The sequence below is a fragment of the Bradyrhizobium sp. P5_C12 genome (genome assembly GCF_054049735.1).
Genome location: NZ_JBFULU010000042.1, coordinates 1 through 26,374, shown reverse-complemented (window position 1 = coordinate 26,374; position 26,374 = coordinate 1). Strand labels below are relative to the sequence as shown.

Sequence of the window (26,374 nt, the reverse complement as noted above, 5' to 3'; positions counted from 1 at the left end):
GCCGGAGCAGGATGCCGCCATTTTCGGGGACGTGGTGCATGGGCAACGCAGGTGACGAGGATCCCAAACGCGGCCGCGCCGTTGCGCAGACGGCCGCGAAGGGGGATTTGACCGGCATCGGCGCAGCGCTCGCGCCGCCAGTGTTCGCGGCGCTCTTGTCGCGAATTTTCAACTGGTCGCGCAGCGGTGTCGGGCCCCGCTTGCTTGCCGCCGTGTTGCTGTTCTCCTCGCTCGTGACACTGACGCTGACGGCGCTTCAGCTCTATCTGGACTATGATCGCGAGGTTGGCGTCATCGAGACGCGGCTCGACGAGATCGGCCGCAGCACCACGGACAGCCTCGGGGAGAGCCTGTGGAATCTCGACCAGAACCAGCTCAAGCTCCAGCTCGACGGTATTCTGCGGCTGCCTGACATCCGTGCGGCGGAGGTCCGCGAGGTCGCCGATCGACCCAATCCGATCCGCGTTATGGTCGGCGAGCGAAGCACCCGTTCGGTCATGACCCGGGAATTCCCGCTGACCTACCTGGTGCAGGGGACCTCGCGCGCGATCGGCACGCTCCGGGTCGAGGCCACGCTGAGCGGCGTCTATCAGCAATTGCTGAACAGGGCTCTCGTCATTCTGGCGAGCCAGGCGGCAAAGACGTTCCTCGTCTCCCTGTTCATCATCTACATGGTTCATCTGCTCGTGACGCGGCATCTCGTCGCCATCGCCGAGTTCGTCGGCAAGTACAGCCTGGGGCGGCCGCCGCCGCCTTTGCACCTGGAGCGCCGGCCGCCCTACGCTCCCGACGAGCTCGACAAGGTGACCGACGCCTTCAACGGCATGTGCGCGAACCTCGAGCGTGCCTATGGCGATCTGCGCGAGGCCAATGCGACGCTCGAGCGTGATCTGAAGATCCGCCGGCGCGCCGAAGAGGCCGCGTGCGCGAGCGAGCAGCGTTTTCGCGACTATGCCGAGACGGCATCCGACTGGTTCTGGGAGACCGGACCGGATCACGTGTTCACCTACATCTCGGACCGGGCCGGCGCCTTCGGCATGGATCCCAAGGCCCTGATCGGCAAGCGCCGTTGCGATGCCGCCTTCGACCGCGACGCCGAACCGCAGAAATGGCGCGAGCACATGGCGACGCTGGACCGCCACGAGCCGTTCCGGAAGTTCGAGTATCGCGGCCGCGATGTGGCTGGACGCGTGCGCCATTTCAGCGTGAACGGCCGGCCGGTGTTCGCAGCGGACGGGCTTTTCACCGGCTATCGCGGTTCGGCCACCGATCTCACCGAGCAGCACGAGACCGAGGAGCGGCTTCGCCAATCGCAGAAGATGGATGCGATCGGCCAGCTCACCGGCGGCGTCGCGCATGACTTCAACAACGTGCTCACCGTCATCACCGGTACCATCGAGATCATCCAGGAGGGGCTTGCGGACAAGCCCGATCTCGCCGCGATCGCCCAGCTCATCGACGATGCGGCCGCGCGCGGCGCGGAGATCACCTCGCAGCTCCTGACCTTTGCGCGTCGCCAGCCGCTGGAGCCGCGCGAGATCGACGTCAACGGTCTCGTGGTCGAGACGGCGAAGCTGTTGAAGCCGATCCTGGGCGAGCACGTCGAGATCGTGACCCGCCTCGCGGACGACGCCTGGCCGGCGATGGCCGATCCGTCCCAGCTCTCGTCGGCGATCGTCAATCTCGCCGTCAATGCGCGCGATGCGATGCCGGGCGGCGGCAGGCTGACGCTCGAGACCGCCAACCGGGAGCTCGAAGGCAATGGCGACGGCGACGTCCGCTCCGGCGCCTTCGTCATGGTCGCGGTGGCCGACACCGGCCACGGCATCCCGGCCGACATCCGCGACCGCGTGTTCGAGCCGTTCTTCACCACCAAGGGGGTCGGCCGCGGCACCGGGCTTGGCCTCAGCATGGTCTACGGCTTCGCCAAGCAGAGCGGCGGCACCGTTGCGATCGAGACCGAGGAGGGCCGCGGCACCGTGGTGCGGCTGTTTCTGCCGCGATCGGCGGATGACGCCCCGGCCAGGGAAGGACCGGTGCAGGCGGCTGAGGCGGCACGCGGGCACGAGACGATTCTCGTGGTCGAGGACGATCCGCTGGTGCAAGGCTATGTCATTGCCCAGCTCGGCAGCCTCGGCTATCGCACGCTCGTCGCCGGTGACGGCGCAACCGCGCTCGCGCTGGTGGACCAGGGCGCCAAATTCGATCTGCTGTTCACCGACATCATCATGCCCGGCGGCATGAACGGGCAGGAATTGGCCGAGGCGGTCCGGCTCCGCCGCCCGGGGGTGAGGGTGCTCTACACCTCCGGCTATACCGACAACACCATCGTCCACGAGGGACATCTCGATCCCGGCGTGGCGCTGCTCAGGAAGCCGTACCGGAAGTCGGAACTGTCACAGAAGATGCGCGAGATGCTCGCGGGCGAGCCATCCGCCTGAGTGGGGCGCGAGGCCAGCGAACACGGCGCCAACGAAAAAGACGCGGCGGGAGTGCCCCGCCGCGCCCGATTTCTTGCTCGCTGGTCCAGGGCTGAGAGCGCCCCGATGCCAAGCCTTTAGTCAAAGCTTAGCGGGCGATCCCAGCGAGGTGACAGCGCTTGATAAAAGACACTGGATCACCTCCTTTCGTTGGTTTCGGGAGACTCCAATATAGGCCGCAAGGCTGCCGCTGTTAAGGGGAGGCGGGCCAGTCGGAACCGCGCCTGTGCGGAAGGGCCGGAAAGCCGCCGAGATGCCACCTCTTGGGTAGTTGATCTTGGGCAGTTGAGACCGCCGCGCGGCCGTGTTAGGGAGCCCCTGACGCGGGTGTAGCTCAAYGGTAGAGCAGCAGCCTTCCAAGCTGAATACGAGGGTTCGATTCCCTTCACCCGCTCCAGCCTTTTCATAGACTTAGCTCGTCAAGACCTTTTCATTCTGACAAATCGGCTGCTTCGCACGTTCTGATGCTCGCTGCCCGATCGACGGGTTTCGTGCGCCACTTGAGACTCTGTCTTATTCCCAGTGCTCCTCGATACCGACGACGGTGCGAACTCATCAAAACCGAGCATCTTGATTTGAGAAGAGGCACTGAACGCGCGTGCGGAAATCGGCGGCGCTTGCACTCGGCCTTCTTCTTCTCGGCCATATAGAGCTCGAAGTCCTTCGGCATTTGCCGCTCTCTCCATGCCTCCGGGAACACCGACACGAGAACGAACCTTTCGACTTTGGCCTCCTTGGCGGCTGCCGCGAGTTTGAGGGGGCCGTCACCGTCGACTTGTTTAGTGGCTTCCGCACTGTCGGGGCCACCAGCACCGGCTGAAAAGACGATCGCGTCGCTCCCGCTCAGGGCAGAAGCGATTTCCGAAACCGACATCTTGACGATGTCCCCGACGGTTGAGGAGATCCCGCTCTTCGCGAGATCGGCGCCCTTCTTGGGATTCCGAACGAAACCGTCAACCTGATGGCCAAGATTCATCAGCTGCTGAGCTACCCTTCTACCGACGCCTCCTCCGATGCCAATGATGAAAACTTTCATCCTGATCTCCTTTCTCGCCGTTGCGGTCAAAGCATCGTCGAAGGAACCGGTGGCTACATGCGTGCAGCTATCACGGCCATTCGCGGCGGCGTGATCAATTGAAGTAAATCCGATACCAAGGCGTTTGCCCGGGGGGGCGACCACGGACAGTGCGGCGCATGCACGGTGCTGATCGACGGCGCGCACACCAACTCGTGCCTGAAGCTCGCTGTAACGCTCGATCACGAGATCACGACGTTCGAAGGGTTGGGGTAGCCCAGCAACCTTCATCTGCTTCAAACTAGATTCGTCGAGCATGACCCGTTCCAATGCGGCTATTGCTCGCCCGGCCAGATCTGCTCGGCTCGCGTCATGAACATCGCCTCGATCGGTGGATCGGGGGGTTCGGCGGCGCCTGTGCCTATCGCGGCGGATCCGGGGTCCCAAGGCTGTGCAAAAACCTGATCAGGAGATGACGTCGCCAGGGCCGCTGGCTGGTAAGCCGGCCTCCTGAAATTCGCTTGCGGGCGGAAGCCTGCCGAAATGCCGGCTCGTCTCGAAGCGCCGTTCGGGAGGGCCTGGAGCCGTTTTTTGGTGCGGACCGTCGGGCGACGCTGACACCGGTGCGGGGCCGGAAGCCTTGCTCAGTTTACCCTGGCAATAGGCCCGCCGCGCGATAGCTCTCGATGAGCGAGTCAAAGAGCGAGATGTTCGAGCGACTCCGCGCAACGATTTGAGCGCCCGCGACGGCAGCATAAATGGCGCGAGCCCTTGCCTCACTCTCCTTGGGCTCGACCACCTCCGCGGCGGTCAGTTGCTTGCTCAGCCAAGCGACATTGACGTCAGCAAAAGCCTGAACCTCCTTCAACACCGCTTCGGGAAGTTCGTCATATTCGGTCGCCATAAAACTGCTGAGGCAAATGCGATTATCGCGCTCAAGCGACGCTCGGAAGATGTCCGGATACCGGCGTAAGGCGGCGATCGGGCTTTGAGCCGCAGCCGAGATCGCGTCCAGGTCGCGGGCGATATCTTCCCAATAACGCTTCGCAACGGCCTCGCCGAGCGCGGCCTTGTTGGTGAAATAGTAGTTTATGCTGGCGGCCTTGATGCCCACGGTCTGCGCCAGATCGCGGAAATTTATGCCGCCATAGCCGTAGGCCATCGCTGCTTCCCGCGCGGCCATCAGGATTGCTTCCTTCGCATTCTCTTTCATCGTTTTCGCCATATTCGAATGGTACCTACCATATGACAGATAGGGGTTGACAGAGCAAGTTTTGAGTCGTAGTTGTTTACCTGTCATCTGACAGGCAGGTGACTTGCCAGCACAAAGCGAGACTCGCCATGACCGACAAACTCAAGCTCTTCACCTCCCCCTCGGCCTTTCCCAATCCGCAGCGTTTGCGCATCTTCATGCATGARAAAGGCATCGCCGATCGGTTCGATGAAACGATCTACGATATGTCGCCAGTCGGCGAGCAGCGCGGCTGGAAACATCTCAAGATGAACCCGTGGGGCGAGACCCCGACCTTGGGGCTCCCGGACGGTTCCTTCCTCAGCGAGACCTCCGCCATTGCGCGTTACCTCGACGACACTTTCGAGGGTCGAAAGATCATGGGTGCGACGCCTCACGAGCGGGGCCTCGACCAGATGTGGGACAACCGGGTGTGGGTACACATCCTCTATCCCATCGTCACCGCCTTCCATGTGCTGCACCAAGGCCTCGGGCCGAAGCTGGAACTGACCAGCAATCCGGCGTGGGGCGAGCATTCCCGCAAGGTGGCGCTGAATCACGCGGCGCTTGTCGATCGCCATCTAGCCGATGGCCGCGAGTGGTTGCTGGGCGGCGAGGCGCCAACGTTCTCGGATATCACGATGGCGACCGCGATCGCCTTCTCGAAGTTTCCGGTGAACGCCACGCCGCTCGATGAGCGCTTCGAGCACATCGATGCCTTCTGGCAGCGCTGGCAGCGCCGGCCAGCCTTTCTGGCCGCCTACGCCGACCGGAATAGTGGTGTGCCCGAGCTCGATAACCGGGCCTGAACGCTCATCCCCCTCGACCCAGCTCAATCCGAAACTCAATCTGAAGGAGGCTGCAATGCCGTTCGCACGTATCGATCTGATCCAAGGTAAAACCCCCGAATACCGCGCCGCCGTGGCCGACATCGTCTACAGGGGCATAATCGATGTCCTCAAGGCGCCCGACGGTGATCGCTTCGTGGTTGTCGGTGAGCACACCGCCGACAACCTCATTTATGATCCCAAATTTCTCGGCTTCAGTCGGTCTCCCGACTTCATGCTGATCCAGGTGACCAGCACTGTCGGAAACCAAAAAGACACGAAGTTCGCCTTCTACCGTTTCGTCGCCGATGAGTTAAAAACTAAGCTGGCCGTCCGTCCAGACGACATCATGATCAACATGGTCTTTGTGGACAAAGAGGACTGGTCGTTTGGCGACGGCCAGCCCTGGTGATCGGCTGAATCTGAACTGTAACGGTGAAGATGGAGGCAGAGCCTCCTTCGTTCCATCAGGCGGCTCGCATTTCCTGGTCGTGGTGAGTGCGGGCCGCTTAGCAGGCTGAGTTTTCCCGCAGCGCCGTGGATTGACACGGCGCTTTTTTCTTTTCCGGTTTTCGCCGCACAGCCCAAATTCTAGGGCGCTCCTCGGGCGCAATAGACCGTGATTTGAGGGTCTTTTTGGTGATCTGGCGTGAAGTTTCAAATTCTGTCGAGCGTTGATTTTGCTATCAAAATGAACTTCGGTGATGTGGCGTGCGGGATCTGGTTTCGACTTCCAAGCTGAATACGAGGGTTCGATTCCCTTCACCCGCTCCAAATCCCAATTGGATATCGAGCTGACCAAGGCGGCCTCCGGCCAACCGAGATCTCCAATCTCGCCGCGCAGAGCCATGGTGCCGTCAGCTTCGACAGCCGGGACATAACGAATGAATGTCGCTCGCCAACTGGCCGGCCTTCAATCCGCGCGATGCGGGAAGACGTGAAGCTCGTCACGGTGGACCAAGGCCGTGTTCGACTGGTTCGCGAAAGTGCGGCCACAGCTGTGCTGGTTCTGGCGTTAGAGCAGGAACCTTCACCGCAAGCGCGAGTTGGCCGCTCAAGCAGGACGAAACGTCACACGAGGCCGACCTTGCAAGAAGCTGTGCGCGTGCGTTCAACCGCGCAAATCGCCGGCCATCCGATGCTGGTGCCGATTCCGATTGCGTGCTTCATCGGGGGCATTGCTGCGCACCCGTAGCTCACGCAGAGATAGCCTCAAGAACGGGAGGAGTTGAACAATGGGCCTTGCTCAATACGCCATCGTCCCGGTCCAGGATGAATGGGGCGTGCTGCATGACGGCAACGTCAACGGCAAATATGCCACCAAGGAATCGGCGTTCGAATCGGCGGTCGCCGCCGCCTCCTTGGCGTTGCGCCAGGGGCATGAAGTTCATGTCAGCGCGCCCGGCCGCGAAGCCGGCGAGAACGCGTTGGGAAGCTAGCTTCATCGTCGTGTGACCTGAACAAGGTCAGGATCTGACAACCGCCGCCCGGTGCAATCGAGCGTCTGTGCTGAGGCGTGCCGGCCGGAACGATTGCTTAAACGATCGACGAATCCAGCGGGTCGCATCCACTCTCTCTCTGGCCTATCGCGGCTCGCGAACGACCGGGTAAGGACGACGCCGGAGCTCGTATGCTCCAAATCTCATTCGCAGTCATACAATCTCGATATTCTGGTTGACGTATCAGCACCCAGGGGTTGTATTGGGTCCTCAGAGCATGAATGTGCGGGAGAGGGAAGCCCACCTGTCACTCCGCGCGACCGCATGCGTGATGACGCCCTGTCCGGCTGGACCAGTGGCGAGTGAGGTGAGGTCATGGTGATCGCGTCAACCTGGGACACCGAGAGAGCCGATTATCGCGCCATCGTCAACGAATGGCACGTGGTTCACCGGAGCGAGGAGGTCGCGGAAGGCGCCATCGTGCCGGCGTGCCTGCTTGGCGAGGATATCATCTTGTGGCGCCATGACGGCGAGGTTCACGCCTGGAAGGACTATTGCCGTCATCGCGGTGCGCGCTTGTCGCTCGGCTGGGTGAAGGACGGTTGCGTCGTCTGCCCCTACCATGGCTGGGAATACGGCACCGATGGAGCCTGCCGCCGTTACCCGGCCCATCCGACGACCCGGCCGACGAGCCGAGCCGCGGCATTCCGCCATCACGCGGTCGAGCATTATGGATACATTTGGGTCTGCATGGGCAATCCAGTCGCCGCTGTTCCTCCGTTTCCCGTTTGGGAGGATGCGACCTATCGCAAGGTCCAGGCCGGGCCCTACTACTACAACGCAAATGCCCTTCGTGCCGTGGAGAACTTCCTCGACCCGGCGCACTTTCCTTTCGTGCACGCCAACCTCAATGGCAACCCCGATGATCCCGACGAACTCGCGGATTACGATGTCGTGTTGACGGATGAAGGCTTGCGCACGAGCGAGATCACCTTGTTTCAGCCCTACGGCGATCATCGCGGCATTCCCATCACGGCGGGCTATCATTACTACTGCTTCCGCCCCACGACGGCCTATTTCAACAAGAAGACCGGCGAGGTTGAGCGCTTCTGCACGTTCATGGCCGTCACGCCGGTCGATCTGGAAAATTGCGTGCTGCATCTGACCGCCGCGATCAACTATGGCTTTGACGTCGGCATCGAGCAGATCGTGGCGCGCCTGGACAAGGTGTACGAGCAGGATCGCGTGATCGTCGAGTCGCAGCGCCCGAAGACTTTGCCGCTTCATCCCAAGGACGAGATACACCTGAGAAGCGATCTTCTCGGCGTGGAGTATCGCCGCTGGCTTCGTGCTTTGGCGGGTGACGGACCCATGCCCGATCGCGCGCAGGAGCCGGCGGCCGAGGGCGCGGTCGCAAACTGAGTGACCGGGCGAAGCGCAACGCGAGTGACGTTGAAGAAGGCGCTTTGAGCGCGGCGGGCTTCAAGCGTTCCACCGCCTAAAATAACATCATGTTAGGTTTATCGAATAACTGGGTAATTGTGTTAGCCCGGCGAAAGCCTATTGTCGCGACCAATCAGACACCTATCGGCAGTGACAAGCGCTCGCGAAACTCCGCAGAGCGTCCGGAGATTGCTGCCCAATTTCGAGCGAAGCCCGCCAACGGGACGTCAGCAAACCAGGGAGGAATTTTCTGAGATGACCACGACTCGCGCGATCCATCACATGAATCAGTCCAAAAAGGCTGCTGCGAGCGGCTGGATTGGGTCGGCTCTCGAATATTATGACTTCTTCATCTACGCGACCGCTGCGTCGCTGATCTTCCCGCAGATCTTCTTCCCGTCGGACAATCCCACCGTCGCCATCGTCGCATCGCTGGCGACCTATGGTGTTGGATATGTGGCCCGGCCGATCGGTGCCTTCGTTCTCGGACATTGGGGCGACACCCATGGCCGCAAGACTGTTCTCGTCGTCTGCATGTTTCTGATGGGCATCTCGACGATGGCCGTTGGTTTTCTGCCGACCTATCAACAGGTCGGCATCCTGGCGCCGATTTTGCTCGTCATCCTGCGCCTCGTGCAGGGATTTGCCGTGGCCGGTGAAATTTCCGGCGCAAGCTCGATGATCCTGGAGCATGCGCCGTTCGGCCGGCGCGGCTTCTATGCAAGCTTCGCCCTTCAGGGCGTGCAGGCCGGACAGATTCTCGCGGCAGCCGTCTTCCTGCCGCTGGCGGCCTACATGCCGACCGAGGCCTTCAACAGCTGGGGCTGGCGGATTCCCTTCCTGCTCAGCTTCTTCGTCATCGTCGCAGGCTACATCATTCGTCGCGAAGTCGACGAAACCCCTGCCTTTGCGCAGGAGGGCGAGCGGGGAGAAACGCCGCGCTCGCCCATTGTCCAGGCCATCAAGCTGAGCTGGCGCGACATGCTCAGGGTCATCTGCATGGCTCTGATGAACGTCATCCCGGTTGTTGCGACCATCTTCGGTGCGGCTTACGCGGTCCAGCCGGCCTATGGCATCGGATTTGCCAAGGACGTCTATCTGTGGATCCCGGTCCTCGGAAACATGCTGGCCATATTCGTCATCCCCTTCGTCGGCAATCTCTCCGACAAGGTCGGTCGCAGGCCTCCGATCATCGTGGGCGCGCTTCTCTCCGGCCTGCTTGCCTTCGTCTATCTCTATGCCATCAGCATCAGGAACGTGCCGCTGGCGATCCTGGTGTCGCTCTTGATGTGGGGCGTCGTCTATCAGGGCTACAACGCGATCTTCCCGAGCTTCTATCCGGAGCTGTTTCCGACACGCACCCGCGTGTCGGCAATGGCGATCTCGCAGAACATCGGAACGACCATCACCGCATTGCTTCCCGCCCTGTTCGCGACCGTGGCGCCTCCCGGCTCGGCCAACATCCCGTTGACGGTGGGGGCGATCGCCTTCGGCATCACGGTCATCGCGGCGCTGGCGGCCGTCACGGCCCGGGAAACTTACCGGATCAGCATCGACGATCTCGGCAATCCCGAAGCCGTTCCGATGGCGCGGGCAGACTATGAGCGGCGGCGTACGGGAGCGGCGAGCGGGGCTGCCGCAGTTCCGACCTGACGGATATGGTATGAGGCGATTGCCGCTGCGATCGATGATTGTCGCAGCGGCAGGGCTTCACGGCAGTCGTGACTGCCGATTCGATTTTGTGCGCGTGAGCGCGATCATGATGAGGTTGCAGGATGAACCCCGCTGTCGTTGCCGTCGCAATCACAGGCTCCGTTCCGCGCAAGAAGGACAATCCCGCGGTGCCGATCTTGCCGTCCGAGCAGATCGAGTCGACGCACGAGGCCTTCGAAGCCGGTGCCACGCTTGCGCATATCCATGTTCGCAACGATGACGAGACGCCGTCCTCCGATCCGGAGCGTTTTGCCCTGGTGCAGGAGGGGATCAGGAAGCATTGTCCGGGGATGATCGTTCAGTTCTCGACCGGCGGACGTGGCCGCGATCCCTCGGCGCGTGGATCGTCGCTCTATCTGAAGCCGGACATGGCCTCGCTCTCCACGGGATCGGTGAACTTCCCGACGATCGTCTACGAGAACAGCGCGGCCCTGGTCGAAACCCTCGCCACCGGCATGAAGGCGAATGGCATCCGTCCGGAAATCGAGATATTCGATCTGTCGCATCTGCATGGCGCCCGCCGCCTGATCGAGGCGGGGTTGATCGACCCGCGTCCGCACGTGCAGTTCGTCATGGGCGTCAAGAACGCGATGCCGGCCGACGAGCATGTCCTCGACATCCTCCTGGGAGAGCTCAGGCGGTTGATCCCGAAAGCGACGTGGACCGCGGCCGGGATCGGTCGCCATCAAGCCGAGGTCATGGGCTGGGCGCTCGCGCGGAGCGCCGACGCGGTTCGCACCGGGCTCGAGGACAATATCAGGATCGACAGGACGCGCCTCGCCGCCAGCAACGCTGAGCTCGTGACCATCGCCGCCGATTCTGTCAGGCGCCACGGCCGGCGCGTCGCGACTGTGGCTGAGGCGCGATCCTTGCTCGGGATCGCAGAGTAGGGGCTGCTGCCTCCTCCTGACATGCTCCCGGGCGCCTGCTGCCATTCGGCGGCCGGCGTTCCCGCAAGCTGAGTCTCCGGGTAAGAGGGGTGTCACAGGCGTGATCGGCGCCTGCCGGGCAGGCGACGAGTGGAATGCGATTCTTGAAATCTGACAGCAGGCTCATCGGGGTCCTGCTGGTGCTGGCAATCACCCAACTCATTGGATGGGGCACGATCGGCCTTCCGGCCGTCATCGGCCGTGACCTTGCGGCCGATCTCGGGCTGAGCCTGCCGGCGGTGTTTGCGGGCAGTTCGGTGCTTTATGTCACCATGGGGCTGTGCGCGCCCTGGCTCGCCAAGGCGTTTGCGCGACACGGGGCGCGCAAGGTGATGATGGTGGGCACGGTCGTTGCCGTGCCGGGCTATATCGTCCTGTTCTTCGCGCGCGAGCCGATGCTCTATTTCGCGGCCTGGGTCATTCTCGGCATGGGCGGCAGCGCCACGCTGTCGACCGGTGCCTATATCATGCTCAACGAAGTAGCCGGGCGGCAGGCCAAGAACGCCATCGGCGCGCTCATGCTGGTGACCGGCCTCTCCAGCAGCATCTTCTGGCCGACCACCTCGTTCCTCAGCGGCCATTTCGGCTGGCGCGGCACCTGCCTGGTCTACGCTGCCATGCTGATCCTTATTTCGCTTCCGCTCTACGCATTTGCCGCGCCGCGCCGGAAGGTCGCGAAGGACGACGGCGGAGAGGCCGCAAAACCTTCCGATGTGCCTGCGATTCCCAAAAGCACCTTTAACCTCGTCGTCATCGCGATCACGCTGAACGCCTTCGTCAATTTCGGCCTCGGCGCCGTCCTCATCGAGCTGCTGCGGGCGGAAGGCCTGGCGCCGGCGCAGGCCATCGCGTTCGGCTCGATGCTCGGCGTGATCCAGGTCAGCGCCCGCGGGCTCGATTTTCTCGGCGGAGGGCGGTGGGATGGCATCACGACCGGGCTGGTCGCCGGCACGGCGCTGCCCGTGGCCATGCTGCTCTTGATGGTGAGCGAGGGCGCGACCTGGGCGGTCGCGGTCTTCATCCTGCTTTATGGCGCCGGCAGCGGCGCGATGGCGGTGGCGCGGGCGACGATTCCGCTGGTGTTCTACGACCAGGCCGAATTCGCCAAGGCGATGTCGATGATCGCGCTGCCGCTCAACCTGGCCTCGGCCATCTCGCCACCGCTCCTCGCCGGGCTGCTCACCCAGTACGGCAGCCGCGGCGCGCTGGGCCTGACGCTGGTATTCTCCTGCGCCACGGTGCTGATCCTGGTCCTGCTCGGCCGGCGGCGGCCGCAGGTGGCCGCGGCGGCCACGGTGTGAAACCTGATGAYCGATGCGGTCGACGGCTCGCCTGAGTTGCTGTGAGTTGCGTGGCGCCTTCTCCTCGTTTTCATCGAGTGTCGCCCGGCCGCAACAGCAATCGCGAGGGGAACCCGCTAGAACTAAACCGTCACTCACGTGGGCTCTAATTTGCAATGAATCGTACGCTGATCTGCCTCGCTGCGCTGGCCTGGTCCGCGGCCGCTGCGGATGCTGCCGACTTGCCCGTGAAAGCATCGCACCCCGTTGCTGCACCTCTTCCCGGCTGGACCGGCTTCTACGCCGGCGTCCAGGGTGGCTACGAATGGAGCCAGGATCGGACCGTTGAATTCGCCCTCGGGGGGCCCCCGACCGGTTTCAACCATGGCTTCCACCCGGGTGGCGGGTTCGGCGGCGTCCATGTCGGCTACAATCATCAATTTGACAGGTTCGTTGTCGGCATCGAGGGCGATGCGGATTTCGGCCGGGTGGACGGCGGTTTCACGGTCAGCATTCTGCGATTTGACGCACGCAAGGAATGGGAATCCTCCATTCGCGGGCGGCTCGGTTTTACGCCGACGGAGCGCCTGCTCCTGTATGTCACGGGCGGCGTTGCGTTCACCGAGTTGAAGTACCGCTGGATGGACAATTCGGTGGGAACGCCGTTCGCGCCCGCGGACGCAAATATCTTCAAGACGGGATGGACCGCCGGCGTCGGCGGCGAGACCGCGCTGACCGATCGGGTCACGGCACGACTGGAGTACCGCTACAGCGATTTTGGCACCACGCGCTTCGACTGGCGCGACCTCCTCGGAAGCTACGAACAGCATCCGCGCTTCCAGTCCGTGCGCGGCGGAGTCAGCGTGAGATTTTAGCCGTTGGTGGCGTCGGCGGATCACGGCAGCCGAAGGGCGCCGCCGGCGTGATATTCGCGGCGCGGAAATTCGCCGCCGCAGGGCCGCTTCTGCGGCCGGGGCGGGGATGGCGGCATGCCCCCAATGCAGTGCTCGGCGCGCGAAAATAGTGTATCCGCAGGAAGCGCGGCCCGCTTTGAGCCGGCGCGCCAATATCCAGTCCCCGGAGGAAATCGACATGTCGGCCTTGCCGCTCTCAGGCATCAAGATCCTTGATCTCACGCGTGTGCTCGCCGGGCCCCTGTCGGCCCAGATGCTGGGCGATCTCGGTGCGGAGGTGATCAAGATCGAGCGGCCGGGCACCGGCGACGACGCGCGCGCCTTTGGCCCGCCTTATTTGACCGACCCCGAGGGCAAGGCCAACAACAACAACTCGTTCTACCTCTGCGCCAACCGCAACAAGAAGTCGGTCACCGTCAACATCGCCAAGCCCGAGGGGCAGGCGATCATCCGTGAGCTCGCCAAGGACGTCGACGTCTTCATGGAGAACTACAAGGTCGGCGACCTCAAGCGCTACGGCCTCGACTACGAGACGATCAAGGCGATCAACCCCGGCATCATCTATTGCTCTGTGACCGGCTTCGGCCAGACCGGCCCGTACGCGCCGCGCGCCGGCTATGACGCCATCCTGCAGGCCATGGGCGGCCTGATGAGCGTCACCGGCCACATGGACGGCGAGYCGGGCGAGGGCCCCATGAAGGTCGGTCCCTCGATCGTCGACTACATGACCGGCATGAATACCTCGATCGGGATTCTCTCGGCCCTCTACCATCGCGACGCCAACAATGGCGAAGGGCAGCATCTCGACGTCTGCCTGTTGGACACCGTGATTGCCTCGCTCAGCCACTGGCTCCAGATCTACCTCGTCAACGGCAAGACTCCGCCGCGGCGCGGCACCTGGGGCAATGGCGGCATGCCGGCCGGCGTGTTCCGCTGCACCGACGGCGAGCTGATGCTGGTGGTCGGCAATGACGGCCAGTTCGAGCGCACCTGCGCCGTGCTGGGCGAGCCCGAGCTGGCGAAGAACCCAAAATTCCTCAAGAACAACGACCGTGTCGTTCACGGCAAGGAGATCATGGCGATCTTCGCCGGCCTGTTCCTGAAAAAGCCGGTGGCCTACTGGCTGGAGGAGCTTGAGAAGGCCGGGGTACCCTCAGGTCCCATCAACGATTTCTCGCAGGTCTTCGCCGATCCCCACGTCCAGTCGCGCGGCATGCGGGTGAAGACGAAACACAAATTCGAGCCGGAGCTCTCGCTGATCCGCAACGCGCTGACCTTCTCGGGCACGCCCGTCACCGAATACCGCGCGCCGCCGCTGCTCGGCGAGCACACCCGGGAGGTGCTCGGCGGCAAGCTCGGCTACGATGCCGGCAAGATCGAGACGCTGAAGCAGCAGGGTATCATCTGACGCTTCTTCTTCGCCTCTCCCCGCTTGCGGGGAGAGGCAAAGGCCGCCTTCGGCGGCCGTCCTGAAGAACGCCGAAGCGAAGCTTCGGCTACGGCGCATCGAAGATGCGATCCGGGTGAGGGGGAGTCTCCACGCACTCGACTCTCACCGTCCTCGCGGAGGCTCCCCTCACCCAAACCCTCTCCCCGCAAGCGGGGCGAGGGGGCGCAGCTACTCTGCGGCGACGGGTTCAGCTAACGTCACCAGGTTTGCGAAGGCGGAGTAGTTCAATGACCACCGGCAAGACCATCATCACCTGCGCCATCACCGGCAACCTCACGAAGCCCGAGCAGTCGCCGTATCTGCCGATCACGCCCGAGCAGATCGCGACCTCCGCGCTGGAGGCCGCCGAGGCCGGTGCCGCCATCGCCCACATCCATGTGCGCGATCCCGCCACCGGCCGGCCCTCGATGGCGGTCGATCTCTACCGCGAGGTGGTGGAGAAGATCCGCGCCCGCAACAAGCGCCTCGTCATCAACCTCACCACCGGTCCCGGTGGACGTTTCGTCCCCTCAGTCGAGGATCCCCGCGTCGCCGGCCCCGGCACCACGCTGCTCCAGCCGGAAAAGCGCGTCGAGCATATCGAGCTGCTCAAGCCCGACATCTGCACCCTCGACCTCAACACCATGAACTCCGGCGGCGAGGTCGTGATCAACACCCCGCGCAACGTCCGCATCATGGCCGAGCGGATGAAGGCGGCCGGCGTGCTGCCGGAGATCGAGCTGTTCGATTCCGGCGACTGCCATCTCGCGCGCGACCTGTTGGCCGACGGCACGCTGAAGGGACCGGGCCTGTTCTCGCTCGTGCTTGGTGTGAAGTACGGCTTCTCGGCAACGCCCGAGACCATGTTCTACGCCCGCAGCCTGTTACCGCCAGGCGCGATCTGGTCCGGCTTCGGCATCGGCCGCGCCGAATTCCCGATGGTGGCGCAGGCGTATCTGCTCGGCGGCCACGTCCGCGTCGGCATGGAGGACAATCTCTATATGTCCAAGGGCGTGCTGGCGAAGAGCAACGCCGAGTTGGTTGCGCATGCCGCAGGCATCGTGAGGAGCCTGGGCGCGTCCGTCGCGACTGCCGACGAGGCGCGCGCGATGCTCGGGCTTGGCTGATCGCCATTTGGATAAATCGTGACGCCATCGTGACGCTCGCGGGCCTTGTGTGAGGCTTGCGCGCAATCCCCAGATAAACCCGGTCCGTAGTCGCACAGGCTTCCGCTTGCCTCGCGACTCTGATTCGATCCTTCCACTTGAGTTCGGGAGGGAAGCGAATGTCCTACACCATCGGGTTTCAGACCAAGGACCAGAAGGCAATTCTGGCGACCGAGGCGGCCACCGCCAATCAGGCCGTCGCTATCGTTGCCGCACTGCGGCGAAGCGCCGACGAAATCAAGTTCATCCGCTCGCCCCAGGAAGGCGAGATGGGCATCGAGATGCTGCTGCTGCTCGCCAAGGAAGAGGCCGAGGAGATGCCGCAGCGGGCGTAAACCCGCCCGAGCGACCACACTTCGATCGGAAGCGAAGCATGCCGGCTACAGAATAATGTAGTCAGGCACTGTTCTCGCTCGAACCGAAGGTGGCCGCCCATGAAACGCGAAGCGCTCCGCGTCGAACCGATCTCCTCGTTTCTCGACCGCTGGAAGGCGCCGACCTCGCCGGTGACGCGGGCCGGCAACATGATCTTCGTCGCAGGCCTGCCGCCGTTCGACCCCGAGACCGGCGAGATCGCGGAAGCGCCGATCGAGCGCCAGAGCGAGCTGATCATGGAGCAGATGAAGCTCTGCCTTCAGACCGCGGGCGCAAGCCTCGACAACGTCATGAAGTGCAACGTCTACTGCACGTCGACAAGACATTTCGCCGCGTTCAACGCGGTCTATGCCCGCTACTTCCCGGTCGATCCGCCGGCGCGGATCTTCGTCTGCACGCCGGAATGGTTCGGCCCCTTCGACGTCGAGATCGACTGCATCGCGATGATGTGAGGTCGGCGATCGACGCGAGAGCCGTTGGCCGCTCACCACGCCGGTCTTGCCGCCGCGCGAATGTCGGAGGGCGTGGCGCCGAAGTGGCGGCGGAAGGCGCGGTTGAAATAGGAGACGTCGCCGAACCCGCTTTCGTGCGCGATCTGGGTGATGTTGAGTTGAGCGTGGCGCCGGTCGATCAGCATGCGCCGTGCTTTCGCCAGCCGCTCGGCGAGCACGTAGGCGGAGAATGACGAGCCGCTCAGTTCGAACAGCTTTCTCACGTAGCGCGGCGAGATGCCGTGGCGCGCGGCGATCATCTCGGTCGATAGATCGCTGCGGCTGAGCGCGTGGAGAATGTCCGATTTGATGCTGGCAAGCCGCGCCGCCGTGGCACTGCGCTGCCGCGCGAACTCGGCGTGGTCGCCAGTCGCGCCGAGTGTGAGCGCCGCGAGATCGAGGATATGGTTGGCCACGGGTTGCATCAGCGCCGGCTCGCCGAGGGCGTCGTCGTTGCGGACGACGTCGACATAGCGGGTCAGGAGATTCAGGGCTGCACTGTTGGGCGGAATGCTGCCGAAGGAGGCCGCATAGTTCGGGGTCAATGCGGCCAGGGCCGGCTGCTCAAATGCTAGCCTGATGAAGTTGCCCTCCGTGAGTAGCGTGGTCGTTGAAGGTGCCTGCATCGTGAGCGCCACGGCACCGCCGACACCGCCGATCAATTCCTGGCCGAACTGGGTGAACGAAGCAGCGCCGCTGCGCAGCAGGGCGATCACCACAACGTTCCCGGCGCGCGACGCCATCTCTTTCGAGAGGCGATAATGCGCTGGCGAATGTGAGCCGGCCGCGATGCTGATATTGGGCAACAGGTTGAAGGTCACATTCGCATGGAAGGGCGCGTCGCCGAGCGGCTCCATATCGGCATTGGTCACGCTGCGCCCGAAGATCTCGCGCCACCTGTCGATTCGCTTCTCTTCGGGAAAGTCACGGGTAGATATCTGCGCTCGAAATGATCCGGTATCCTGCATCTGTCCCCTGCGGAATGGTGGCCACCACCTCCTTAAGACGCAGGCTCTCGCCAGCGCGTTCAATTCGATCCGCCCGTGGCTGCTGGACGACCCGTACAGCGCGCGACCGTTCGGCGGAACCTGTTCCGCATGGTCCTCCCGACGTTCCGCCTGAGACAATCGCGGTCCGCGGGATGGTGGTGCAAGTGTCACAACCGGCCGAGAAACCACCGCTGTGCCGTATGGGCCGATGTCCCGTGCCGGCTGCGCCAAGACAGTTGCGCCTCGTCAGGCCAGTTTGCAAGCGACGGCTGCTTCGGCCGCAAGACTTGGGAATGACGGATGACATCGACGAATGGCGCGGCGCGGATGACGACTATGAACTTGCCGGTATCCAGGGCGAAGGCGCGTCCCGAACGATCGTTGACGCTGGCCGCGCCATTCGTGCTGTCGCTGACCACGGTGGTTGCGATGCCGGCGGGGCCGGCGGTTGCCGCGTGCGTCCAATCCGGCAGCACCGTCACCTGTAGCGGTGCGACCAATACCGGCTTCGGCACCGGTGCGGAAAACAATCTGGCCGTCACCGTTCAATCGGGCGCGTCGATCGACGTCGGCAATGCGCAGAAGGCGATCGATGTCGACAGCGGCAACACCGCCATCAACAACGGCGCCATCGTTGTCGGCAACGGCGGCAAGGGCATGCAGGGGATCAACAACAACGTCTTCACCAACAACGGCACGATCACGCCCGGCACGGGGGGCATGGCCATGTACGTGGCCGGCAACAACAATATTCTGACCAACGCCGGGACGATCAGCTCGACGGCGGACGGCACGGCCGGCCTCGTCCCGGTTGGCGCCGGCAACACGGCGATCAATTCCGGCACCATCAGCCTGACCGGCTTGGCCTACGGCATCTCAGCCGTCGGCGCCACGATCCTGAATTCAGGCACGATCACGGTCGGGAGCAGCACTGGCATCATGGGCGCAGGCGTCTTCCTGTTGGACGGTAACACTCTCACCAACACCGGCACGATCACGGCAGCCAGCACTAACGGCGTGGGTGTCGATATCAGCGGCGACGGTAACACGGTGACCAACAGTGGCTTGATCGCTGCGACCGGCGCCGGCGGGCTGGGAGGTGCTATCTCTGGCCAGAACAATACGGTGGTTAACAACGGCACGATCAGGGGCGGTACGAACGGCTACTCGCTGTTCTCCTCTAATTTTCTCGCGAGCGGAAACAGCATCACCAACAACGGTACGCTGGACGGGCGGATCGAACTCATGGGGGCGGGCGACAGCCTGATCAATGCCGGGTTGATCACCATCACGGATCCGGGGACGGCGCTTGCGGTGAGTAACCTCGCCTTCGCCGGCACATTCACCCAGACCGCGCAGGGTAGGCTGGCGCTACGGGTCGACAATGCGGGCAATCGTGACGGTCTGTCCGCAATGCAGGCCAGCCTCAACGGGACCTTGCGTGCGGTGCTGCAGCCGGGGCTCTATCAGTCGTCCACGACCTACACCGGCGTCGTGCAGACCACCGCCGCGATCACGGGCCAGTTTGCCAGCGTCATCTCGTCGTCGGCCTTCTTCAACGCGACCGCGACCTACAATGTCAATTCGGTCGACCTGATATTGACGCGCCAGGGTTTTGGCGCCGTCGCGGGTGAGACCCAGAACCAGCGCGCGATCGGCAATGCGCTCGAGGCCGGCTATTCGACAGCGCTGACCGGCGCCACCGCGACCTTCTACGCGCAGTTGCTGCAGGCGGGTTCGCTGCGCGTGCTCGACCAGCTCTCGGGCGAGGGCACCAGCGGCACCCAGAACACCGCGTTCAATTCGGGCGTGCTGTTCGGCCAGACCATGGAGGGCCAGATGGAAGCCTGGCGCGCCGGCAACCGCGGCGGCGTCGCCAGCGACGCTGCGCTTGGCTACGCTGCGGAGCAACCGCGCGGCCCGGCTGCGTCGGCGTTCGCGGCCCTGAAGGCGCCGGCGATGGCGCAGCCGCGATGGAACGCCTGGGCCGCAGGCTTCGGTGCCGGGCAGCAGCTGGCGGGCGATGCGAGCGTCGGCAGCGCGAGCCTCAGCAACCGCGCCGCCGGCGGCGCGATGGGGGGCGATTACCTCGTCAATCCCGATCTCCTGCTGGGCATGGCGGCCGGCGGCTCCAGCGCGACTTTCTCCGTCGATGATCGCGCGACGTCGGGCAGGCTCGAGGGTGGCCATGTCGGCGCCTATGCGATGCAGCGGTTCGGCGCCAACTATCTCTCGGCGCAGATCGCCTATAGCCATTTCAGCAACACCACGACGCGGACCATCACCGGCGTCGGCACCACCGAAACCGCGCAGGGGTCATTCGGGAGCGACCAGCTTGGCGGAAGGCTGGAGATCGGCCGCTCCTTCGACTTCGGCATCACTGCGGTGACGCCGTTCGCCGCGATCCAGGCCGCACGGCTGTGGCAGGGCGCCTACACCGAAGCCAGCACGGCCGGTGCCGCACCCGGCGTACTCGGATTGAGCTACGCCGCGCAGAGCGTCACGTCGCTGCCGACGTTCCTCGGCGCCAAGTTCGACGGTCGCGTCGCGTTCGGCAACGGCATGGTGTGGAGCCCATTCGTGCACGCCGCCTGGGTGCACGAATTTCGGCCGTCGCGCACCATCACGGCATCGTTGGTCACCGTGCCGGTGTCGGCGTTCACGATCGCCGGCGCGAGTGCCGCCTCCGACTCGGCACGGCTCGATCTCGGCTCGCGCCTGGCGCTCAATCGCTGGTGGGAGGTGTCGGCGCGCGTCACCGGCGAATTCTCGAACCTCGGTCAGAGCTATTCCGGGATGGGGGCGCTGAAGGCGAGTTGGTGAGGACGCGGCGAAAGACTCGGTCGATCCAGCCCCCGATCGAGTCTTGCCGTCGTGCCGCCAGCTCGCCGGACGCCCTTCTTCGTCGGCACGTTCTCACAAATCCTGCCGTGTCAGCCGCCCGTTCGCAACCATCGGCCGGGCGGCCGGCTTGCTCGTGGCTTCGGCACCGGTCAGCGCCATCGTCGCCACGCTGACCACGCGTGCGACCACGTCCTCGACGTCGTCGAGGTCGCACTTGCCTTCCGACAGTTTCGTCAGCCGCTCGCTCTCGCGGATGGTGTGGTGCGCCATGGCGAGCGCGAAGTTGAGGCCCCAATAGATCTCGACGTCGCTGCGGTCGGGCAGGGACCTGCGCATCGCGCCAGCAAACTTGCGCAGATGATCGATCTCGCGGTTCTTGATGCGGCGGATCGGCGGCACGGATTCGATCGAGGCGCGGATCATGAAGCGCGCCGCCGTCGAGCGCTGGTTCTCGGGGCCGAGGCAGCCGCGCAAGGTCGGGCCGACGAGGGCGCGCAGGATCACCTCGATCGGCGCGCGGCCGCCGCCTTGTTCTTCCGCCGCCTTCAGTTCCGCCAGGCGCACTCGATTGAGCGCGATGCTCCGCGTCACGAACAGCTCCGCGATCAATTCGTCCTTCGAGCCGAAATGATAGTTGACCGCAGCCAGGTTGACGTTGGCCTCCGCGACGATGTCGCGCAGCGTCACGTCGCCGAAGCCGCGATCGGCATAGAGCCGTTCGGCGGCGGCGAGAATGGATGACCTCGTATGATCGCTGGCCATGACTTCGACACCTCGTCATTCCGGGGCGACGCGTCAGCGTCGAACCGGAATCTCACACCACAATTTCGGGATTCCGGGTTCAGCCCTGCGGGCTGCCCCGGAATGACGTTGTGGCGGGGAGTTGCATTTCAAACACTTGTATGAAACTATCGTTTGAAGGCCGGAAAAAGTCAATCCGCTTGATGGAATTGAGCCGCGGTCGCGGCGATGGTTCCCTCGGTGCTCGCATGCTGGCGCATTCGCGCTTGCGGGCACCGCGAGGCGGGAGGACAGTCCGGCGTAAAACAGGTTCGCAAAAGAGAGACCGAGGAGCGTCCCATGGATTTCGATCTGTCCCCCAAGCAGAAGGAATGGCTCGACCGCGTGCAGTCCTTCATGACCAAGCATGTGCGTCCGGCGGTGCCGATCTACAATGAGCAGGATCACAGCGGCGAGCGTTGGAAGGTGATCCCGGTCCTGGAGGACCTCAAGAAGAAGGCGAAGGCCGAAGGCCTCTGGAACATGTTCATGCCGCCGAACGAGCATGAGGACGACGAATTCCGCGGCGCGGGACTGACCAATCTGGAATACGCGCTGCTGTCGGAGCAGATGGGCCACATCTCCTGGGCCTCGGAAGTCTTCAATTGTTCCGCGCCCGACACCGGCAACATGGAAGTGTTCATGCGCTACGGCACCAAGGAGCAGAAGCGCAAATGGCTGCGCCCGCTGATGGACGGCGAGATCCGCTCGGCCTTCCTGATGACGGAACCGGCGGTGGCTTCGTCTGACGCCACCAACATCGAGACCCGCATCGAGAAGGACGGCGATCACTACGTCATCAACGGCCGCAAATGGTGGTCGTCCGGCGTCGGCGATCCCCGCTGCAAGATCGCGATCCTGATGGGCAAGACCGATTTCAAGGCGGCCAAGCACCAGCAGCAGTCGCAGATCCTGGTTCCGCTCGACACCCCCGGCATCAAGGTCGAGAAGATGCTGCCGGTGTTCGGCTTCGACGATGCGCCGCATGGCCACGCCCAGGTGCTGCTCGAGAACGTGCGTGTGCCGAAGGAGAACATCCTGCTAGGGGAAGGCCGCGGCTTCGAGATCGCGCAGGGCCGCCTCGGTCCGGGCCGCATCCATCACTGCATGCGCACCATCGGCAAGGCCGAGGAGGCGCTGGAGAAGATGGTGAAGCGGCTGATGTCGCGCACCGCCTTCGGCAAGAAGATCGTCGAGCATTCGGTGTGGGAGCAGCGCATCGGCGAGGCCCGCACCAACATCGAGATGACGCGTCTGCTCTGCCTCAAGGCCGCCGACATGATGGACAAGGTCGGCAACAAGACCGCGCAGGCCGAGATCGCCATGATCAAGGTCGCCGCCCCCAACATGGCGCTGAAGATCATCGACGAGGCGATCCAGGCCTTCGGCGGCGCCGGCGTCTCGGACGAGGCCGGTCTTGCCAAGGACTATGCCGGCATCCGCACGCTGCGTCTCGCTGACGGTCCGGACGAGGTGCACAATCGCGCCATTGCCAGACTTGAAGTTCGGAAGTATGCCAACTCTCCTACGCACTAAAATGGGGAAGGGCACAAGCCGCTCTCCACGCCGTCATTCCGGGATGGTCCGAAGGACCAGGCCCGGAATCTCGAGATTCCGGGTTCGCCTCTTCGAGGCGCCCCGGAATGACGGACAAAAGAATTGAGGGAGCGTCATCGTGGCTGACGGCGTCAGGAAAGACGAAGAGTTCTCGGGCACCAAGCCGGTCGAGGATAGGCATCGCTTCGACGAGCTGCGGCTCGAGGCCTGGATGCGCGATCACGTCGAAGGCTATGAGGGGCCGCTGGTCGTCCTCCAGTTCAAGGGCGGCCAGTCCAATCCGACCTACCGGCTGAACACGCCGAAGCGTTCCTACGTGATGCGCAGAAAACCGTTCGGCAAATTGCTGCCCTCGGCGCATGCGGTCGACCGTGAGTACCGCGTCATCGCAGCGCTTGGAAAGCAGGGCTTTCCGGTCGCGCACGCCTATGCGCTGTGCCAGGACGACAGCGTCATCGGTGCGGCCTTCTACATCATGTCGATGGAAGAGGGCCGGGTGTTCTGGGATCCGTCGCTGCCGAGCCAGACGCCGGAGGATCGCCGAAAGATATTCACCAGCAAGATCGAGACGCTGGCGAAACTCCACATGTTCGACCCCACCGCGATCGGTCTCGCCGACTTCGGCAAGCCCGGCAATTATTTCGCGCGCCAGATCGACCGCTGGACCAAGCAGTACCGCGCCTCCGAGACCCAGCACATTCCGGAGTTCGAGAAGGTCGCCGAATGGCTGCCGAAGACCGTGCCGGAGCAGGCCCGGGTCTCGATCGTCCATGGCGACTATCGCCTCGACAACATGATTTTCCACCCGACGGAACCACGCGTGCTGGCCGTGCTGGACTGGGAGCTGTCGACGCTCGGCGATCCCATGGCCGACTTCACCTATCTGTTGATGCAATGGGTGATGCCGGGATTGCACGGTGTCGATCTCAAGGCGCTGAACATCCCGAGCGTCGAAGAGGCCGCGCAGATCTACTGCAACGCGACCGGGATGAGCGTGCCGGACCTCAACTGGTACTTCTCCTACAATCTGTTCCGTCTCGCCGGCATCACGCAGGGTATCGCGGGGAGGATCCGCGACGGCACCGCCGCCAACGCCAAGGCGCTCGAATCCGCCAAGCGCACCGTGCCGCTGTCGAAGGCGTCATGGGACTACGCGCAGAAGGCGGGAGCGGTGTAGGGAATGCGAAGGCGCGGCCGCTCTGGCCGCGCTTTTTGATTTCCTGTCTCGTGTCCCGGACGCGGTGCAGCACGAAGTGCTGCTCCGCAGAGCCGGGACCCAGTCACATCGCCAACGTATTCAGCTCATCCGTAAGATCGCGCCAATCCGGATTGAGTTCTTCGATCAGCTTGAGCTTCCATGCGCGCCGCCAGCGCTTCAGCGAATGTTCGCGTGAGCGTGCCTCGATCACTGAATCGAACGATTCGAAATAGACAAGCAAGGTTACGCCGTACTGCCGTGTGAAGCCGGGTATCAGCTTGGCCTTGTGCTCGGCTATTCTGCGAGTGAGGTCGTTGGTGACCCCGACATAAAGGGTACCGTTTCGCTTGCTCGCGAGGATGTACACGAAGAAGGACATAGCCATGCAACCGGCCTTGAGGTGTCACGATTTATAATTGCATGAGCTCAAGGTGCCGCCAAGCGCTCTGGGTCCCGGCTCTGCGGAGCGTCACTTCGTGCCGCACCGCGTCCGGGACACGAGACCGAATTTCCGCATGCTCTCGTGTCCCGGACGCGGTGCAGCGCGTAGCGCTGCTCCGCAGAGCCGGGACCCAGTTAGTTGCAGTCCCCGATCATCCCTTCGCGCAATGCGCGATCAGCTTCTCCACGAACCCCGCGCATTTCTCCAGCTCCGACATCTCGACGAACTCGTCCGGCGTGTGCGCCTGCGCGATTCCGCCGGGGCCGATCACCACCGACGGGATATCGGCCATGCTGGCAAACAAGCTCGCCTCGGTGCCGAAGGCGACCTTGGCGTGGTCGTTGCGCCCCGCAAGGCTCTTGGCCAGCGTGACGATGGCCGCGTCGGCCGCGGTGTCGAGCGCGGGATAGTCGAGGATCTCCTCGAAATCGATGCCGCACTCGGGGTTTCGCGCCTTCATCGCTGGCTCGAGCTCGGCCTTGGCCCACGCGACGATCGCGTCTGTGACCTCACGCGACTCGGTGATGYCGATGCCGCGGCATTCGAAATCCACCGTGCAAGTGTCCGGCACGATGTTCAGCGCGGCGCCGCCGTGCACGATGCTGGTGAGCAGCGTCGAGTGCGGAACGTCGTAGAGACTGTCTGTTGCCCTCTTGCCTGCGAGCTGCACGGCGCGGCGGCGGATCTCGATGATCAGCTCGGCGGCGTATTCGATCGCGTTGACGCCATCCGGCGCGATCGAGGAGTGCCGGGCGAGCCCCTTGAACGTCGCGCGCACGCCGTGCTTGCCCTTGTGGCCGCTGATGACCTTCATCTCGGTCGGCTCGCCGATGAAGGCGCCGAGCGGCTTGACGCGTCTCTTGGCGATCTCGCGCAGCATTGGCCGCACGCCGACGCAGCCGATCTCCTCGTCATAGGAGATCGCGAGATGGATCGGCGTCGCGAGCTTCGCCTCCAGCATCTCCGGCACCATGGCGAGGCAGACCGCGACAAAGCCCTTCATGTCGGTGGTGCCGCGGCCGTAGAGCTTGCCGTCGCGCTCGACGAGCTTGAACGGATCGTGGCTCCAGTCCTGGCCCACGACCGGCACGACGTCGGTGTGGCCCGACAGCACGAAGCCGGGGCGATCCTCCGGCCCGATCGTCACCCACAGCGAAGCCTTCTGCCCGGTCTCGTCGACGATGCGATCACCCTTGACGCCGTGGGACGCAAGATAGCTCTCGATATGGGCGATCAGGGGCAGATTGGAGCGATCGCTGACGGTGTCGAAGGCGACGAGGTCGGCGAGGAGCTTGCGGATGCGGTCGGGTCTTGAGCTAGGCATTTTCACAGTCTTGTTGGGGGGAGGCGGCAGGATCGCCTGCACGAACCATACCAACACGATGGCCGGTCGCGCAAATCAACACGGGCCCGTAGCCCGGATGGAGCGAAGCGCAATCCGGGGCCGCTCTGTCCGCTGGGACGGATTCCCGGATTACGCTGCGCTCCATCCGGGCTACAAGATATCGCGCTGCCCGTCGGGCAAAACACGCAAGCAATCGGTCAACGCGCGCCGTCAAAAATATTCTGCTTTACCGAAATTCGGAAACAGCGCATGTTGCGCGCACTCCGGCCCGAGGAAGAGGGGCGTATCGCGATCGTCACGACACGCGGGCCGGGCGGCGGTGGACGCAAGCCACATCGGCGCGAAGGCGGTCGCAGGGCGGAGAGCCGTGAGCGACCCGCGTCGCGCACACGACCGGTGTAACTTGCGTACGGCCAAATCGTGTGGTCCTGGCGCCCGGGGTCTGTGCGCCAAGTCCTGTGGTGATGTGCGCTGCCCGACCGGGCAC

22 protein-coding genes, 1 tRNA gene and 1 pseudogene are annotated in these 26,374 nt (G+C 63.7%); 18 read left to right on the top strand and 6 right to left on the bottom strand.

All coding sequences use genetic code 11. The features are described from left to right. The first annotated feature begins 38 nt into the window (after window positions 1-38). Both ACXJMY_RS29035 and ACXJMY_RS29030 read left to right on the top strand, forming a co-directional pair. Complete coding sequence (locus ACXJMY_RS29035; RefSeq protein ID WP_456622774.1) at window positions 39-2,441, top strand: ATP-binding protein; 2,403 nt, start codon at window positions 39-41, stop codon at window positions 2,439-2,441. A 362-nt stretch (window positions 2,442-2,803) separates the two neighbouring features. Beyond that, window positions 2,804-2,877: transfer RNA gene (locus ACXJMY_RS29030), tRNA-Gly, on the top strand. A gap of 33 nt (window positions 2,878-2,910) precedes the next feature. On the opposite strand, the gene ACXJMY_RS29025 is transcribed toward ACXJMY_RS29030, so the two are convergent. After that, window positions 2,911-3,516, bottom strand: a complete 606-nt coding sequence (locus ACXJMY_RS29025) for an NAD(P)H-binding protein (protein WP_456622812.1) — start codon at window positions 3,514-3,516, stop codon at window positions 2,911-2,913. A 129-nt stretch (window positions 3,517-3,645) separates the two neighbouring features. Here ACXJMY_RS29025 and ACXJMY_RS29020 point away from each other — a divergent pair. Then, a pseudogene (locus ACXJMY_RS29020) lies at window positions 3,646-3,861 on the top strand (2Fe-2S iron-sulfur cluster-binding protein); the annotation flags it as partial. A gap of 283 nt (window positions 3,862-4,144) precedes the next feature. Here the strand turns inward: ACXJMY_RS29020 and ACXJMY_RS29015 are convergent. Further along, window positions 4,145-4,708 carry a TetR/AcrR family transcriptional regulator gene (locus ACXJMY_RS29015; protein WP_456622773.1) on the bottom strand — a complete coding sequence of 188 codons (564 nt, stop codon included), beginning with the start codon at window positions 4,706-4,708 and terminating at the stop codon, window positions 4,145-4,147. 128 nt (window positions 4,709-4,836) lie between these two features. On the opposite strand from ACXJMY_RS29015, the gene ACXJMY_RS29010 reads away from it, so the two are divergent. The 12 genes from ACXJMY_RS29010 (at window position 4,837) to ACXJMY_RS28955 (ending at window position 16,693) form a co-directional block, all read left to right on the top strand. Beyond that, window positions 4,837-5,535 (top strand): glutathione S-transferase family protein, encoded by a 699-nt coding sequence (locus ACXJMY_RS29010; protein ID WP_456622772.1) that lies wholly within the window; start codon window positions 4,837-4,839, stop codon window positions 5,533-5,535. 55 nt (window positions 5,536-5,590) lie between these two features. After that, window positions 5,591-5,965 (top strand): tautomerase family protein, encoded by a 375-nt coding sequence (locus tag ACXJMY_RS29005; RefSeq protein ID WP_456622771.1) that lies wholly within the window; start codon window positions 5,591-5,593, stop codon window positions 5,963-5,965. Between the two features lie 823 nt (window positions 5,966-6,788). After that, window positions 6,789-6,992 carry a hypothetical protein gene (locus ACXJMY_RS29000; RefSeq protein WP_456622770.1) on the top strand — a complete coding sequence of 68 codons (204 nt, stop codon included), beginning with the start codon at window positions 6,789-6,791 and terminating at the stop codon, window positions 6,990-6,992. A 375-nt stretch (window positions 6,993-7,367) separates the two neighbouring features. Continuing rightward, window positions 7,368-8,414, top strand: a complete 1,047-nt coding sequence (locus tag ACXJMY_RS28995) for a Rieske 2Fe-2S domain-containing protein (RefSeq protein ID WP_456622769.1) — start codon at window positions 7,368-7,370, stop codon at window positions 8,412-8,414. Between the two features lie 276 nt (window positions 8,415-8,690). Beyond that, complete coding sequence (locus ACXJMY_RS28990) at window positions 8,691-10,088, top strand: MFS transporter (RefSeq protein ID WP_456622768.1); 1,398 nt, start codon at window positions 8,691-8,693, stop codon at window positions 10,086-10,088. Between the two features lie 122 nt (window positions 10,089-10,210). Beyond that, window positions 10,211-11,038, top strand: a complete 828-nt coding sequence (locus ACXJMY_RS28985) for a 3-keto-5-aminohexanoate cleavage protein (protein ID WP_456622767.1) — start codon at window positions 10,211-10,213, stop codon at window positions 11,036-11,038. A 134-nt stretch (window positions 11,039-11,172) separates the two neighbouring features. Continuing rightward, window positions 11,173-12,378, top strand: a complete 1,206-nt coding sequence (locus ACXJMY_RS28980; protein ID WP_456622766.1) for an MFS transporter — start codon at window positions 11,173-11,175, stop codon at window positions 12,376-12,378. Window positions 12,379-12,533: 155 nt separating this feature from the next. After that, window positions 12,534-13,232 (top strand): outer membrane protein, encoded by a 699-nt coding sequence (locus ACXJMY_RS28975; protein WP_456622765.1) that lies wholly within the window; start codon window positions 12,534-12,536, stop codon window positions 13,230-13,232. Between the two features lie 217 nt (window positions 13,233-13,449). Next, window positions 13,450-14,679: a CaiB/BaiF CoA transferase family protein gene (locus ACXJMY_RS28970; RefSeq protein ID WP_456622764.1), complete on the top strand. Its 1,230-nt coding sequence runs from the start codon at window positions 13,450-13,452 to the stop codon at window positions 14,677-14,679. A gap of 269 nt (window positions 14,680-14,948) precedes the next feature. Then, a complete protein-coding gene (locus tag ACXJMY_RS28965) occupies window positions 14,949-15,827 on the top strand; it encodes a 3-keto-5-aminohexanoate cleavage protein (protein WP_456622763.1) in 879 nt (292 codons plus the stop codon). A gap of 158 nt (window positions 15,828-15,985) precedes the next feature. Next, window positions 15,986-16,201, top strand: a complete 216-nt coding sequence (locus tag ACXJMY_RS28960; protein WP_456622762.1) for a hypothetical protein — start codon at window positions 15,986-15,988, stop codon at window positions 16,199-16,201. 99 nt (window positions 16,202-16,300) lie between these two features. Then, window positions 16,301-16,693, top strand: coding sequence for a RidA family protein (locus ACXJMY_RS28955; protein ID WP_456622761.1), 393 nt, complete (start codon window positions 16,301-16,303; stop codon window positions 16,691-16,693). Window positions 16,694-16,725: 32 nt separating this feature from the next. Here the strand turns inward: ACXJMY_RS28955 and ACXJMY_RS28950 are convergent, their stop codons facing one another. Continuing rightward, window positions 16,726-17,763: an AraC family transcriptional regulator gene (locus ACXJMY_RS28950; RefSeq protein ID WP_456622760.1), complete on the bottom strand. Its 1,038-nt coding sequence runs from the start codon at window positions 17,761-17,763 to the stop codon at window positions 16,726-16,728. Window positions 17,764-18,021: 258 nt separating this feature from the next. On the opposite strand from ACXJMY_RS28950, the gene ACXJMY_RS28945 reads away from it, so the two are divergent. Then, the gene (locus tag ACXJMY_RS28945) at window positions 18,022-20,544 is read left to right on the top strand and encodes an autotransporter outer membrane beta-barrel domain-containing protein (protein ID WP_456622759.1); all 2,523 of its coding nucleotides are present in this window, start codon (window positions 18,022-18,024) and stop codon (window positions 20,542-20,544) included. A gap of 93 nt (window positions 20,545-20,637) precedes the next feature. On the opposite strand, the gene ACXJMY_RS28940 is transcribed toward ACXJMY_RS28945, so the two are convergent. Next, a complete protein-coding gene (locus ACXJMY_RS28940) occupies window positions 20,638-21,327 on the bottom strand; it encodes a TetR/AcrR family transcriptional regulator (protein ID WP_456622758.1) in 690 nt (229 codons plus the stop codon). A gap of 318 nt (window positions 21,328-21,645) precedes the next feature. Here ACXJMY_RS28940 and ACXJMY_RS28935 point away from each other — a divergent pair, with 318 nt between their 5' ends. Then, window positions 21,646-22,881 (top strand): acyl-CoA dehydrogenase family protein, encoded by a 1,236-nt coding sequence (locus tag ACXJMY_RS28935; RefSeq protein WP_456622757.1) that lies wholly within the window; start codon window positions 21,646-21,648, stop codon window positions 22,879-22,881. 139 nt (window positions 22,882-23,020) lie between these two features. Next, the gene (locus tag ACXJMY_RS28930; protein ID WP_456622756.1) at window positions 23,021-24,079 is read left to right on the top strand and encodes a phosphotransferase family protein; all 1,059 of its coding nucleotides are present in this window, start codon (window positions 23,021-23,023) and stop codon (window positions 24,077-24,079) included. Window positions 24,080-24,182: 103 nt separating this feature from the next. On the opposite strand, the gene ACXJMY_RS28925 is transcribed toward ACXJMY_RS28930, so the two are convergent. Together ACXJMY_RS28925 and argE are read right to left on the bottom strand one after the other, a co-directional pair. Then, on the bottom strand, window positions 24,183-24,485 hold the full coding sequence (locus ACXJMY_RS28925; RefSeq protein ID WP_456622755.1) for a GIY-YIG nuclease family protein: 303 nt from the start codon (window positions 24,483-24,485) through the stop codon (window positions 24,183-24,185). 208 nt (window positions 24,486-24,693) lie between these two features. Continuing rightward, a complete protein-coding gene (gene argE, locus ACXJMY_RS28920) occupies window positions 24,694-25,866 on the bottom strand; it encodes an acetylornithine deacetylase (RefSeq protein WP_456622754.1) in 1,173 nt (390 codons plus the stop codon). Window positions 25,867-26,374 lie beyond the last annotated feature (508 nt).